13 protein-coding genes are annotated in these 15076 nt (G+C 33.6%); 7 read left to right on the forward strand and 6 right to left on the reverse strand.

Annotated features, from left to right (window positions below; translation table 11 throughout):
- Positions 1-90: 90 nt before the first annotated feature.
- Positions 91-2223 (reverse strand): ATP-dependent DNA helicase RecG, encoded by a 2133-nt coding sequence (gene recG / locus Q0Q96_RS06645; RefSeq protein ID WP_293872454.1) that lies wholly within the window; start codon positions 2221-2223, stop codon positions 91-93.
- Between the two features lie 175 nt (positions 2224-2398).
- Between recG and Q0Q96_RS06650 the strand changes: the two genes are divergently transcribed.
- The 3 genes from Q0Q96_RS06650 (at position 2399) to Q0Q96_RS06660 (ending at position 6306) form a co-directional block, all read left to right on the forward strand.
- A complete protein-coding gene (locus Q0Q96_RS06650) occupies positions 2399-4468 on the forward strand; it encodes a M1 family metallopeptidase (RefSeq protein WP_293872455.1) in 2070 nt (689 codons plus the stop codon).
- Positions 4465-5367, forward strand: coding sequence for a patatin-like phospholipase family protein (locus Q0Q96_RS06655; RefSeq protein ID WP_293872456.1), 903 nt, complete (start codon positions 4465-4467; stop codon positions 5365-5367). The genes Q0Q96_RS06650 and Q0Q96_RS06655 overlap by 4 nt, the downstream gene beginning before the upstream one ends.
- Before the next feature lie 120 nt (positions 5368-5487).
- Positions 5488-6306, forward strand: coding sequence for a hypothetical protein (locus Q0Q96_RS06660; protein ID WP_293872457.1), 819 nt, complete (start codon positions 5488-5490; stop codon positions 6304-6306).
- A gap of 9 nt (positions 6307-6315) precedes the next feature.
- On the opposite strand, the gene Q0Q96_RS06665 is transcribed toward Q0Q96_RS06660, so the two are convergent.
- The 5 genes from Q0Q96_RS06665 to Q0Q96_RS06685 all read right to left on the reverse strand — a co-directional run bounded on the left by Q0Q96_RS06665 (position 6316) and on the right by Q0Q96_RS06685 (position 10514).
- A complete protein-coding gene (locus Q0Q96_RS06665) occupies positions 6316-7950 on the reverse strand; it encodes an ABC-F family ATP-binding cassette domain-containing protein (RefSeq protein WP_293872458.1) in 1635 nt (544 codons plus the stop codon).
- 109 nt (positions 7951-8059) lie between these two features.
- Complete coding sequence (locus Q0Q96_RS06670; protein WP_293872459.1) at positions 8060-8413, reverse strand: hypothetical protein; 354 nt, start codon at positions 8411-8413, stop codon at positions 8060-8062.
- Positions 8414-8428: 15 nt separating this feature from the next.
- On the reverse strand, positions 8429-8644 hold the full coding sequence (locus Q0Q96_RS06675) for a DUF2007 domain-containing protein (RefSeq protein ID WP_293872460.1): 216 nt from the start codon (positions 8642-8644) through the stop codon (positions 8429-8431).
- 45 nt (positions 8645-8689) lie between these two features.
- Positions 8690-9304 carry a DEAD/DEAH box helicase gene (locus Q0Q96_RS06680; RefSeq protein ID WP_293872461.1) on the reverse strand — a complete coding sequence of 205 codons (615 nt, stop codon included), beginning with the start codon at positions 9302-9304 and terminating at the stop codon, positions 8690-8692.
- Positions 9305-9350: 46 nt separating this feature from the next.
- Entirely contained in the window at positions 9351-10514 is a 1164-nt protein-coding gene (locus Q0Q96_RS06685) for a sigma-54 dependent transcriptional regulator (protein ID WP_293872462.1), read from the reverse strand.
- A 162-nt stretch (positions 10515-10676) separates the two neighbouring features.
- On the opposite strand from Q0Q96_RS06685, the gene panB reads away from it, so the two are divergent.
- From panB to Q0Q96_RS06705, 4 genes are read left to right on the forward strand one after another with little or no spacing between them, the layout of a single operon-like run.
- Positions 10677-11495 (forward strand): 3-methyl-2-oxobutanoate hydroxymethyltransferase, encoded by an 819-nt coding sequence (panB, locus tag Q0Q96_RS06690; protein WP_293872463.1) that lies wholly within the window; start codon positions 10677-10679, stop codon positions 11493-11495.
- A gap of 21 nt (positions 11496-11516) precedes the next feature.
- Positions 11517-12206 (forward strand): RNA pseudouridine synthase, encoded by a 690-nt coding sequence (locus tag Q0Q96_RS06695; protein WP_293872464.1) that lies wholly within the window; start codon positions 11517-11519, stop codon positions 12204-12206.
- 53 nt (positions 12207-12259) lie between these two features.
- On the forward strand, positions 12260-13612 hold the full coding sequence (locus Q0Q96_RS06700; protein WP_293872465.1) for a hypothetical protein: 1353 nt from the start codon (positions 12260-12262) through the stop codon (positions 13610-13612).
- Positions 13613-13672: 60 nt separating this feature from the next.
- Positions 13673-15004, forward strand: coding sequence for an aldehyde dehydrogenase (locus tag Q0Q96_RS06705; protein ID WP_293872466.1), 1332 nt, complete (start codon positions 13673-13675; stop codon positions 15002-15004).
- Positions 15005-15076: the final 72 nt, after the last annotated feature.

Raw genomic sequence — 15076 nt, forward strand, 5'->3', positions numbered from 1 at the left:
TAAATATTTTGCACATGTTTAAGCTTAATTGTATACTATATATAAAATTTTGTGATTTAAATTTGATAATTCATAATTCACCATTCTTCATTAACTAATATAATTCCAAATGTTTTTCTTTTTTGTTAATTCGAGGAAAACTGTTTTAAGGTTTTGATGTTCGGGCAAACTCATCGAAGCATCTTTTTTCAACAATTCAATCGCTTTATTTCTTGCTAACAATAAGATGTCTTTATCCCGAACTAAATCTGCAATTTGAAGTTGCAATACACCACTTTGTTGTTTTCCCATAAGATCTCCTGGACCACGAAGTTTCAAATCTACTTCGGCAATTTCGAAACCATCGTTGGTTTTACACATCGTTTCTAATCTAATTTTGCTATCGTTTGATAATTTAAAAGAAGTCATCAAAATACAATAACTCTGTTCGGCACCGCGACCCACACGACCGCGCAACTGATGCAGCTGTGACAAACCAAAACGTTCGGCACTTTCTATAAGCATTACACTTGCGTTTGGAATATTTACGCCTACTTCAATAACTGTTGTGGCGACCATAATATTGGTTTTTCCTGCGACAAAGCGTTTCATTTCGGCATCTTTTTCGGCAGGTTTCATTTTGCCATGAACCATTGAAATGCTGTATTTAGGCAGCGGAAAATCTCTTGAAATACTTTCATAACCATCCATTAAATCTTTGTAATCCATCGTTTCACTTTCTTGAATCAACGGATATACAATATAAATTTGACGACCTTTTTCGATTTCATCTTTTATAAATTTCCAAACTTTCAATCGGTTGCTGTCGAACCTATGCACGGTTTGAATAGGTTTTCGTCCAGGGGGTAATTCGTCAATCACTGAAATATCTAAATCACCATACAAACTCATCGCCAAAGTTCTAGGAATAGGAGTGGCGGTCATGACTAAAATGTGTGGCGGGATTGCCCCACCAACTTCGTTTGATGGGCTTCCTTTTTTCCAAAGTTTAGAACGCTGTTCTACTCCAAAACGATGTTGTTCGTCAATAATTGCCAAACCTAAATTGAGAAATTGAACCTTATCTTCAAGCAAAGCGTGTGTGCCAATAAGTATATGCAGATTTCCGTTTTCTAATGTTTCGTGGATTATTTTTCGCTCGGCAGTTTTAGTGGAACCCGTTAGTATTTTGATGGTAATGTTGAGGTCTTTTGCCAGTTCGGTCAATCCGTTGTAGTGCTGATTTGCTAAAATTTCTGTTGGTGCCATCAAGCAACTTTGAAAGCCATTATCTAATGCAATAAGCATTGCCATTAGCGCCACAATGGTTTTTCCAGAACCTACATCACCTTGTAATAATCGATTCATTTGGGCATTGGTTCCCATATCGTTTCTGATTTCTTTGAGCACTTTTTTCTGGGCATTGGTCAACTCAAAAGGTAAATGATTATTATAGAAATCATTAAAATTAGTACCAATAATGGTAAACGGATGTCCCTTTATTTTGTGCTTGCGCACCAAGTTTTTGGTTATTAATTGCAATTGGATGAAGAACAATTCTTCAAACTTTAATCTAAACTGGGCTTTTATTAAAAGCTCCGCACTTTTTGGAAAATGAATGTTGAAAAGTGCCGCATTTTTTGAAATTAATTTTAATTCCTCTATTAAATACTGTGGTAAAGTTTCAGTAAAATTGGCTTGCGTTTCCTGAAAAAGTTGCTGCATCATTTTATTGATGGCTCTGTTAGAAATACCTCGATTAGTCAAGGTTTCTGTAGAGGGATAAACGGGTTGCATGGCGGAACGCAAGCTTTGTTCATGTTCTGCTAACAACTCCATTTCGGGATGCGCCATGTTGTATTGATTGCCATAAGAAGTAACTTTTCCGAAAATCACATAAGTTACATTGAGTTTTAAACTCTCGCGAATCCATTTGTGACCTTGAAACCACACTAATTCGATTTGCCCAGTTTCATCTACAAAAGTGGCAACCAAACGCTTTTTGGCTTTGCCAAATTCTACCGTTTTAACGTTGATAATTTTACCAACTATTTGAACCTCGGTAACATTGTTTTGTAGTTCATTAATCTTGTAATATCTAGTTCTATCAATGTAACGATTAGGATAAAAATGGAGTAAATCCTCATATTTGTGAATGCCTATTTCTTTGCGCAACAATTCTCCGCGCTGGGGACCAACGCCTTTAAGGTATTCGATAGGAGTTTGGAGAAGTGAGTTTGACATTTTTATTTTTTAAGAAAAATTATACAGATAATAGAATATAAAAACCTATATTTCATCTATTTTCTTTGTTCTATTCTCTTTATTCTTTCTTAAAGCGAAGATAGTTTTTTAATTTGAAAATTTGAAAATGACACAATTTGAAAATGATTATATTCGTATTAAATAATCAATCACAATGCGACTACTATTTTTACTCTTATTTACCGTTATTACTTTTGCTCAACAAACCTCAAAAGTTGATTTTAAAACGGCTTACGGAAGCATTTCTATTAATCCAACTGAAAAAAAAGTTTTTGGTTCGGTTCGGTATGAATTTGAAGTAAAAGAAATCATTGATACGATAAAAATTGATGCTCAAAAAATGACTTTTTCGGATGTTAAAATCAATAATCAGCCAGTCAAATTTAAAAACAATCAGAAGGAATTATTACTTTTTGAAGGCTTTAAAAAAGGCATAAACTGGGTGAGTTTTAGTTATAGTGCTTTTCCAAAACAAACGATGTATTTTAATGGAGGAGAAACTGAAAATCAACAAATTTGGACACAAGGTCAAGGCAAATATACCAGTCATTGGTTTCCGAGTTTTGATGATGTCAATGAAAAAGTAATTTTCAATCTTCAGATAATTTGCCCAAATGACTTTGTGGTGATTTCAAACGGAGTTTTAAAAAATGTGAAACCTTTAGACAAAAATTTTAAAACTTGTGTCTACCAAATGAAACAGCCAATGAGTTCCTACTTACTCGCTGTGGCAATTGGCGATTTCAGAAACAAAGTAGTGGCTTCCAAATCGGGAATACCGTTGCAGTTTTTTATTCAACCGCAAGACACCGCCAAGTTTGAACCAACTTACAGATATTCCAAAGAAATTTTTGATTATTTAGAAAAAGAAATAGGATACAAGTATCCTTGGCAAATTTATAAACAAATTCCAATTAAGGACTTTCTTTATGGAGGGATGGAAAATACGAGTTGCACGCTGTTTGCGCAAGACTATGTAGTTGATGACATTGGTTTTAATGATAGAAATTATGTAAATGTCAATGCGCACGAGTTGGCTCACCAATGGTTTGGCGATTTGGTAACCGCAAAATCTGGGAAACATCATTGGCTTCAGGAAGGTTTTGCTACTTATTATGCTTTACTTGCAGAACGAAAGTTATTTGGTGATGATTATTTTTATCTTCAGATGTATCGCAATTCATTACAACTTCGAAATGCTTCCAAGACGGACACAATTTCCGTATTGAATGAAAAGGCGAGTTCCTTATCGTTCTATCAAAAAGGAGCTTGGGCATTACATGTAATTCGAGAAACTATTGGAGCGAAAGTTTTTCAAAAAGCGGTTAAAAACTATTTAAAAAAACACCAATATCAAAATATTGAAACTGATGATTTTTTGGATGAAATTAAAAAAGCAGCATCAACATTTGATACCAAAAATTTTAAGAAAACTTGGTTAGAGGGCTATCAGTTTCCAACAGACGAAGTCAATAGTTCGTTGCTGAAAAATCAGTTTATACAAACGCTTTTTGAAGTGCAACAAATGCGTAAAAAACTATTTGCAGAAAACAAACAAAAGTTCAAAGAGTTGCTGCAATCCAACGTTTTTTATCCTGTAAAGACCGATATTTTATACCAACTCAAAGACATTTCGTTTCAAGATAAAAAGGAATTATTGACGTTGGCTTTACAAACAAATGACGTCAAAGTACGTCAGTCTGTAGCTGAATTTACTGAGAATATTCCGTTAGAATTTAAAGCTAGTTACGAAACCTTATTGGATGATAAATCATACGAAACTAAAGAAATTGCATTTATGAATTTGTGGAAAAATTTTCCCGAAAGCCGCAGTTTTTATTTGAAGAAAGCCGAAAACTGGATAGGCAACAATGATAAAAGTTTACGGATATTATTTTTGACTTTTTCTGTAGAAAATGATAGTCCAAAAAAATCAAAATATTATAAAGAATTAGTCGATTATACATCATCAAAATATGAAACTACCGTGCGTCAAAACGCAATTATAAATGCTTTAACCATTAATCCTAGCGATGAAACGGTATTAAAAAATTTGGTTGATGCTACGACGCATTTCAAATGGCAATTCAGCAAGTTTGGACGCGATAAAATCAGGGAATTATTGCGTCAAGATAATTTTAGAAAGTTATTTCAATCATTGATTCCACAACTCAATGAAAATGAAAAAATACAGTTACAAAGATTATTAGACGAAAAAAAATGAGAGCATTAGTAATTTCTGGCGGAGGTAGTAAAGGAGCATTTGCGGGAGGTGTTGCGCAGTATTTGCTTCAAGAAAAATTACATAAATACGACATTCTAATAGGTAGTTCAACGGGAAGTTTGCTAATTCCTCATTTGGCTTTGGGGAATGTCAAAAAGATTTATAGTATTTACACGAGCGTTGATATGAATAATATTTTTGACATCAACCCGTTTGTGGTCAAAAAAAGAGAAGAAGGTGATGTGGTTTCTATCAACCATTTCAATGTTTTATTGCAGTTTTTAAAACGAAAGCGAACCTTTGGCGAAAGCAATAAATTAAGGAATTATATCAAAGACAATTTCATTGTTGAAGAGTTTAATCAACTTAAATCTTCAGGTTGTAATATTATAGTTACGGTTACTAATCTTTCCAAAAACGAAGTAGAATATAAAGCAATTGCCGATTGTGACTACGATGAATTTTGTGATTGGATATGGATTTCGTGTAATTATATTCCGTTTATGAGTTTGGCAACCAAAAACAATTGCGAATATGGCGATGGAGGATTTTCGAGCTTGGTTCCCATTCGAGAAGCAATAAATCTTGGAGCCACAGAAGTAGATGTAGTTATTTTAGAAACTGAAATGCAAAGTGTGCCAAAAAAAATAGGAAAAAATCCATTCTCTTTGATGATTGATTTATTTCAAACTTTGTTAAATCAAGTCGAAAAACATGATATAACAATTGGTAAACTAGCAGCCAAGACTAAAGATGTGAAACTCAATCTGTATTATACTCCCACACAACTGACCAACAATGCATTGATTTTTAACAAAGAAAAAATGAAACTTTGGTGGCAGCAAGGATACGATTATGCTAAAAATAAAAGCGAATTGATGAGTGACAATTTGCAATAATCAGTAAGTTTTCAAAATTAAAATATAGATTGTTTTCATGCCAACTTATTATTAAAAATATAAAGCTTCAGCCATCTTGATACATTTATTTTAATCTTAATTATGTATTTTTTTTGAATCATGAAAAAATTTGAACTTTCAGCTTTTGTAGAAGTCCAGGGAATTGGTGCTACATCAGGATTGGTATATTTAAACAATTTGCTGTACATTGTTTCAGACAACAGCACGTTTCTTTATCAATACACCATCAGTGATAACAGACTTTTTAAGATAAAACTTTTTGAAAACAGTCAAGAAAGTATTGTCAAAAAAGACAAAGCTGATTTTGAAGTACTCACGTTTTTTGACAATAAACTTTATCTTTTTGGTTCAGGATCTACTAAAAACAGAAATAGGAGCGTGATTTATTCTATTGAAAACAAATCGATAAAAGAAAAAGATTTAACCAAAATTTATAAAAAACTTACCGATAAAATTTCAATTGATGACTGTGAATTGAATATTGAAGGCGTCATTATTACTCCCGAAATTACTTATTTTTTTCAACGCGGTAATAGCATTAATGCACCAAACGGTGTGTTTTGTTACGAACGAGAAAATCAAAGCGTTACGTTTAATTTGATTACACTTCCAAAAGTTAACGAAATAGAAGCTACGTTTACAGATGCAATTTTGATAGAAGAAACTATTTATTTTTTGGCTGCAGCCGAAAATACTAATTCAGCTTATGATGACGGCGAAATTATGGGAAGTTTTATTGGAACTATAAATTTGACTACTTTGAAACTTATTGATTGCATTCAAATTAGTGCTAAAAATAAATTTGAAGGACTAACGTTGTATAAAAAAACAGCAACCGAAATAGAATTACTCTTCTGTGAAGATAATGATCAAGAGGAATTGGCATCTACAATTTATCTTTTGAAAATATTGCTATGAAACTAATCACTATTTTTCAATTTCCCGTAAATGCTCCATTTTCTTGTGTGACAAAAATCCTTTGATGTCTTCAAAATGTTCTTTTACTCGTTTTTGTCCAAATTCGAAAACTTTGGTTGCCAATCCGTCTAGGAAATCTCTATCGTGGGAAACTAATATCAACGTTCCATCAAAATCGCGCAGTGCATCCTTGATGATGTCTTTGGTTTTCATGTCTAAATGATTCGATGGCTCATCAAGAATTAAAAGATTTACAGGTTCCAATAATAATTTTACCATCGCTAGACGTGTTTTTTCGCCACCCGAAAGCACTTTTACTTTTTTGGTCACATCATCACCATGAAACATAAATGCTCCTAAAATATTCTTGATTTGCGTTCTCACTTCACCAACTGCAATGTTATCAATGGTTTCAAAAATAGTAGCATTTTCGTCTAATAATGATGCTTGATTTTGAGCAAAATAGCCTATTTGAGAGTTATGACCAACCTCTACACTGCCGCTATTAATTTCTATTTCTTTCATGATGGCTTTGATCATAGTTGATTTTCCTTCACCATTTTTACCCACGAAAGCTACTTTTTGTCCGCGTTCAATGACCATATTGGCATCTTTAAAAATCAAATTTTCGCCATACGATTTTGTTAAATCCTTTACGATGACTGGATATTGTCCGGAACGAATGGCTGGTGGAAATTTCAACTTTAGTGCTGAATTGTCAATTTCATCAATTTCAACAGGAATAATTTTTTCGAGCATCTTTACACGTGATTGTACGGATAAGGTTTTAGAAAAAGTTCCTTTAAAACGATCGATAAATTCTTGATTTTCGGCAATCATTTTTTGCTGCTCGTCATAGGCTTTTTGCTGGTGGATTCTTCTGTCTTTTCGAAGTTCGAGATAATGCGAATACTTGGCTTTATAATCATAAATTCTTCCCATTGTCACTTCAATAGTTCTGTTTGTAATGTTATCTACAAATGCTCTATCGTGGGAAATTACCACTACGGCTTTCGCCGAATTTATCAAAAAATCTTCCAACCATTGAATACTTTCAATATCCATGTGGTTTGTTGGCTCATCCAGTAAAATCAAATCTGGTTTTTGCAATAAGATTTTTGAGAGTTCAATTCGCATTCTCCAACCTCCAGAAAACTCCGAAGTTTTACGAGTAAAATCTTCTCTTTCAAATCCTAAACCCGTTAATATTTTTTCAACTTCGGCTTCATAATTTATTTCTTCGATGGCATAAAACTTCTCGCTTAAGTCTGAAACACGTTCGATAAGTTTCATATATGCATCACTTTCATAATCTGTTCTTACGGTAAGTTGCTCATTAATAGCATCAATTTCGGCTTTCATTTTAAATATTTCACCAAACGCTTTGGATGCTTCTTCCATTACCGTCGCATCGTCTTTTGTAAATAAATGTTGCGGCAAATAAGCAATGACAGCGTCTTTTGGAGCAGAAACATTGCCAGTTGAAGGTTTAGTTTCTCCGGCAATTATTTTTAGCAGCGTTGATTTTCCGGCACCATTTTTACCCATTAAGGCAATTTTGTCATTTTCATTGATAGCAAAAGAAACGTCACTAAAAAGTGTTGTTCCGCCAAATTGCACCGAGACGTCGTTAATTGTAATCATTTTAAACTGTTGGATTGTTGGACAATAAAATCATCCTGTTTTAAAAAATGCAAATTAATTTAAAAAATGAGGCAACCTAGCTTTTAACTGGTCTTATGAAAAAATATTTTCAATAAGGCGTAAACTGATCTTCGGCATTTTGTTCGGGAACAATATAAATTCTGTGCCAATCGTCTCCTTCCATAAGTTCCCAAGAATGACCTTCGCCTTGAATGTCTTTGGCGACAAGTAGTATTCCAGGTTCTAAAATAAATTGTTTTCCATTAGAGGTGGTAAACTTCAGTTTTCCTTTTAAAGTAACTACGTATTGCTCTCGCGGTGCGGTATGCTGGTGTTTTTGGTATTCTTCGATTTTAGTTTGAATAATAAAACAGTCACTTTTTATAGTCACATGTTCGGGTAAAAATCCTTCTTCAAAGTAGGAATTTCCCATGGTATCATTTTGAATTCTAAAAGCACGCATTTCTTTAATTTATAATTAAATACTTAATCGAAATTCCTCAATTATGGGATTGGCTTTGCCATAATCAATTTCTTGAATGAACAGTTCAACTGCTTTTGCATTTTGAATACTAGGCAAAACATTCGCCTGATTGTTATCTCTAATGACCACTTTTATAGTAGCCTCTTCTAGTTTCTCCTTTAAACCAACTGCCAGGATTTCATCGCCCGAAAATATTTTTATTAAGCCCATTGTTTAATTAAGAATTAAAATTTACGAATTGTTATTTATTGAAGACTACTCTTCTATTTCAAAGAAGAGTGGTTCAATCATTATCTTATCTGCAAGTGTTTCTACTCTTTCGGTTATTTGTGTGCAAAAAAACAAGCGTTGTGTTTTTTCGATACTGTTTGACAAACGCATCACAACGGCATCCATTCGGTTTCTAAAAAGTATATCAGCATCGTCTACGATTAGCATTTTGATTGTATTGCTGTTAAATCCTGCCGAGGTAAACATGGCGTTGATTTTGTTGGGTGTTCCAATTAAAATATCCAGTCCTAAAGACACAATATTTTTATCATAATCGATGTCACCTTTGTCATGAACACCAAGAATACTCAAATCGTGATAGGTTCCATATTTCAAAAAAAGTTCTTCCATTTCTAAAACTTTTTCTTTGGTTTCTACGATAATTAAAGCTCTGGTACTTTCCTCCATTGTTTTTTCTAACCGCTGTATAACGTTCAAAACTATGGTAGTTGATTTTCCTGTTTTGGCAGATGACTGAATTACAGCATCAGCACCGCTTTTGATGGTCGAAAAAGTAAGCTGCTGGATTTCATTTGCTACCGTCAAACCGTTTTCTATTAATGCTTGTTGGAGGTTTGGGTTTATTTTTTTTAGATTCATTTTTTTAGTTGTCAGTTAAATCCCTAGAATAGATACTAGTTAACTTTTATTTAGAGGCAAAAAGTTTAACATCCGTTTCTGAAATTTCGCTTCCGCCAAGGATTATCAAACGTTCAATCACATTTCTTAACTCACGGATATTTCCAGTCCAATCATATTCTTGCAATAATGTAATGGCTTGTTTTGAAAATTTTTTTTGGACATTCCCTTGCTCTTCGGCAATCTTCTGTGCAAAATGTGCTGTCAATAAGGGAATATCTTTACGTCTATCATTTAAAGAAGGCACTTTGATTAAAATTACTGCCAATCGATGGTATAAATCTTCACGAAAACGACCCTCGGCAATTTCTTTTTTCAAATCTTTATTGGTTGCTGCAATCACTCTCACATTGATTTTGATGTCTTTGTCTGCACCTACTCTTTGAATCATATTTTCTTGCAACGCACGCAAAACTTTAGCTTGCGCAGATAAACTCATATCGCCAATTTCGTCCAAAAATATGGTTCCGCCATCGGCTGCTTCAAATTTTCCTGCTCTGTCTTTTATGGCTGATGTAAACGCGCCTTTCACGTGCCCAAACAATTCACTTTCGATTAATTCTGTTGGAATGGCAGCGCAATTAACTTCTATCATTGGTGCATTGGCACGTTCGCTTTTTTCGTGTAATTGATGCGCTACCAATTCTTTTCCCGTTCCGTTTGAGCCGGTAATCAAAACTCTTGCATCAGTCAAAGCTACTTTTTCAATCATCATTTTGATTTGATTGACCCCTTCACTTTTGCCTATGATTTCATAGTTTTCGGAAACTTTTTTCTTTAGAATTTTGTTTTCAAGCACTAATTGTTTTTTGTCTAAAGCATTGCGAACAGTATTTAATAACCTATTCAAATCGGGTGGTTTTGAGATATAATCAAATGCGCCTAAACGCATAGTGTTTACTGCAGTTTCCAAGTCTCCATGACCAGAAATCATTACAATCGGTATTTCAGGTTTAATTTTTTTAACGGCTTCAAGTAGTTCTTCGCCGTTCATTTTAGGCATTTTGATGTCGCAAAGCACTAGGTCGTACTCTTCGTTTTTTATTTTTTCAAAACCAAGCTTTCCGTCTTCGGCTTCGTCAACTATATAGGTGTCGTTTTCTTCAGAAAGTATTTTTGTAAGTACCCTGCGGATTGCAGCTTCGTCTTCGATGATTAAAATTTTGGGCATTTTATTTTATGGTGAATTGTAAATGATGAATTCTGAATCATTGTTGTATAAAACAACTGTTTTTATTGATTTGACAAAAGTAGCATAATTTCACATTAAGAGCTTTACTTTTGTTGCATCAAAAATAGATTTAATACTTTTACAACGTTAAAATTAGCGACTATGTCTACTGCCAAAAAAGATTATAAAAGAATAACCACAAAGTCATTATTTGACATGAAAGCCAATGGCGAAAAAATTTCTATGCTCACTGCTTATGATTTCACAATGGCAAAAATTGTTGATTCTGCTGGAGTTGATGTGATTTTGGTTGGCGATTCTGCTAGTAATGTTATGGCTGGTCATGAAACTACGTTGCCTATTACACTTGACCAAATGATTTATCATGCATCTGGCGTAGTTCGAGCCATTGAACGTGCTTTGGTTGTCGTTGATTTGCCTTTTGGAAGTTATCAGTCAGATCCCAAAGAAGCATTGCGATCTGCTATCAGAATCATGAAAGAAAGCGGCGGGCATGCTGTAAAACTAGAGGGTGGAAGCGAAATTAAGGAAAGCATCAAACGTATTTTGAATGCAGGAATTCCAGTGATGGGGCATTTGGGTTTGACACCACAATCTATCTATAAATTCGGAACTTATTCTGTTAGAGCCAAGGAAGAAGAAGAAGCAGAACAATTAATCGAAGATGCAAAATTGCTAGAAAAATTGGGTTGTTTTGCTTTGGTTTTGGAAAAAATTCCTGCATCATTGGCATCGAAAGTAGCCAAAACTATTTCTATTCCTGTTATTGGTATTGGAGCTGGTGGTGGTGTTGACGGACAAGTATTGGTCATTCACGATATGCTTGGTATGAATAATGAATTTAGTCCACGATTTTTAAGACGTTATTTAAATTTGTACGAACAAATGACTACTGCAATAGGGAATTATGTTGCAGATGTGAAATCGAGTGATTTTCCTAATATACATGAGCAATATTAATTCAGATTTGAAAATTTGAAAATGAAAGAAGTCTCAAATAAAGACAACCTCCACGTCCTTCATGAAGACAATCACATTATTGTTGTAAATAAACGAGTTGGCGACCTTGTTCAAGGCGATAAAACGGGAGACAAACCTTTGTCAGAAGTGGTAAAAGTATATCTCAAAGAAAAATACAACAAACCTGGAGAAGTTTTTCTTGGTGTGGTTCACAGATTGGATAGACCCACAACCGGAATTGTAGTTTTTGCCAAAACCACAAAGGCCTTAACTCGTTTGAATGAAATGTTTAGTAAGAGAGAAACGCAAAAAACTTATTGGGCTGTTGTAAAAAACAAGCCCGAAAACGACACCAGTACATTAATTCATTATTTAAAAAGAAACGAAAAAAACAATACTTCCAAAGCGCATCTTAAAGAAATTCCAGAAAGTAAAAAAGCTAGTTTAGAGTATAAAATCATTAAAAAACTAGACAATTATTTTGTGCTCGAAATCAATCTTCTCACAGGAAGACATCATCAAATTAGAGCACAAATGGCAGCCATTGGATGTCCTATAAAAGGAGATTTGAAATATGGTTTTGAACGCAGTAATCTAGATGGTGGTATTCATTTGCATGCCCGCAAACTGGTTTTTATACATCCTGTTTCTAAAGAGGCACTCGAAATTATTGCTCCAACGCCAAAAGATGCTATTTGGAAATCTATTTAGTATTAAAAGCGTATTTTTACTTATATTATTTAACCCAATTAAAAATATCTGCAATGAAAAAAGTAATTTTAACCGTTGTTTTACTGTTTGGTTTTGGTGCTTTTGCACAAGACCATTTTTCTGGAATAAGCACTTCCAATAGGGTTGGAATTTTAAACGGAGCTCTTAATCCAGCCGAGTTTTCCAACCTGTCCAAAAAATTTGAAATCAATTTTTATGGTGTTTGTTTTGATGTTTCCAATAATAAAATTGGTTTCAAAGATTTAACGTCCCACTCTAATCTTGAAACTTTAATTTTTAAAGGAAATGAGCCTGTAAATATGCGTTTTGATGGTGCAATTGTTGGTCCTAGTTTCGCAATGAGATGGATGAAATGGGGATTTGGAATTACCACTAAAGCCAATGTTAAATTTGATGTTGTAAATGTAGACACTGCTATTGGAAATGCGATTACAAATTCGGGAAGTATTCAAGCACTTGTTCCTGTTTTTTTAAATCAGTCTGGAAATCAAAGATTAAACGGGACTTCTTATGGAGAAGTAGGTTTATCTGCGGCACGAACACTTTTTGATAATGACAAACACACCATTAGCGCAGGAATAACTTTCAAATTTTTGTTTCCAGGCTCTTATTCAAACGTTGGTTTAAGTAATCTAAAAGGAACTATTACTAAAGATCCTACAGGAGCTTATTTGACTACTGATCAAGCTGCTAATTTGAATATTGCTTATTCTGGTAATTTGGCCGATAGCTTTAAGAATTTTAATGATTACACTAAATCTATTTTTGGTGGTCTAAATGGTGTCGCTACCGATATTGGTGCTACTTACCAATGGAAAGATGGTAAAACAAAATATAAAATTAAAGCTGGATTTGCCATCAGAAACATGGGAAGCATGACTTTTAAAAATAATAATAATTATAACACTAATTATACATTAAACATACAACCAACCTTGCAAAATCCGAAAGGATTAGATTTAAGTTTGTTCGCTAATGTAAATAATTTAAGTGATGTAGAGCAAATTTTATTAAGCAAAGGCTATTTAACCAAAAACCCCGAGAAAAAGGAATTTAAAGTAAATATGCCGACATTAATGACGTTATATGCTGACTTCAAAATTGTTCCAAAAGTGTATGTTACAGGATATTTACAACAAAAATTAAAAAAAGATGACAGCGATGACCAAGTCACAGTTCGTAATATTTTTTCAGTTACACCCAGAGTTAATCTTGGTTTTTTTGAAGCGTATATTCCAGTTTCAACAGATGATATATCGGGAACAAACGTAGGTTTAGGTTTTAGACTAGCTGGTTTTTATCTTGGATCAAATTCTATCATAACCTCTTTAGCAGATGGTAAACAAGCCAATTTTTATACCGGTTATCGCCTTGCATTTTTATAAATAATAAAGTTGAATTATAAATGTTTAAATCGTAACTTGCTGAACCAATTCTGTTAAGTTATGAATTTTAAAATCGATATAAATTATCGAAAAATAACGCTAAAAAAATTATTGAATTGTCTTCAACTACATGAACATGAAATAATAAAGGCATTGTATGACGATTTTAAAAAACCTGCTTTTGAGGCAGTAGCTACAGAAACTAGTTACATCATTGCGGAACTTAACTATACAATAAAAAACATTCATAAATGGGCAAAACCTTCAATGGTTTTGCCTTCTTTTATAAATTTTCCTTCTACCGATTATATTTATAAAGAACCCTACGGTAAAATATTAATTATTGCACCTTGGAATTATCCGTATCAGCTGGCGTTGTGCCCATTAATTGCGGCAGTTGCTGCCGGAAATCAAGTGGTTGTAAAACCTTCGGAATTAACGCCAAATACGTCAAGAATCATTGCCAAAATCATTAATGAAACTTTTGAAAAAAACCATGTAGATTGTGTAGAAGGCAATGCAAATGTCGCTAAAGAACTACTAGCACAACGCTGGGATTATATTTTTTTCACAGGAAGCGTAGCCGTTGGTAAACTCGTTGCGAAAGCAGCCGCAGAAAATTTAACACCAGTAACGCTCGAATTAGGTGGAAAAAATCCTTGCATCATTGATGAAACTGCGAATTTAAAACTTGCTGCAAAAAGAATTGTTTGGGGAAAATTTCTCAACGCCGGTCAAACGTGTATTGCACCAGATTATTTATTGGTTTCAGAAAATGTAAAACATGTTTTTATTGAATTATTACAAACAGAAATTACCAATGCTTATGGTATAAATCCAGAAACCTCACCTGATTTCCCCAGAATCATAAACGAAAAAAACTATAATAGATTACTTGAAATGCTCAAGGACGAAACCATAATTGTTGGTGGAAATGTCAATAGCACTGATTATTACATTGCGCCGACACTACTTGATGAACCTCATTTGAATAGTTTAGTCATGGCAACTGAAATTTTTGGACCTATTCTTCCGATACTTTCCTTTAAAAATGAAGCTAATCTAGAAAATGTTATCCGCAACTATGAAAAGCCATTATCACTTTTTATTTTTTCCGAAAACAAGTCTTTTGCAAAAAAAATAATTCAGAACTATTCTTTTGGCGGCGGCTGTATCAATGATACCGTAATTCATTTTGCCAACCACCGATTACCTTTTGGAGGAGTTGGTCACAGTGGTATTGGCGCTTATCATGGTAAATTAAGTTTTGATACTTTTAGTCATCGCAAAGCCATCGTTAAAAAAGCAAATTGGCTCGACATTTCATTACGATATGCACCTTATCAGGGAAAAATGAAAAATTTGAAGCGTATTCTAAAATATCTAAACTAAATTTACAGATTAGTATCTCAAATAAAATAACCTAATAAACCCAATTAGTTTGAGCGATTTTTTTACTTTTTC

It is taken from the genome of Flavobacterium sp. (assembly GCF_025352015.1).
Classification (GTDB): Bacteria; Bacteroidota; Bacteroidia; order Flavobacteriales; family Flavobacteriaceae; genus Flavobacterium.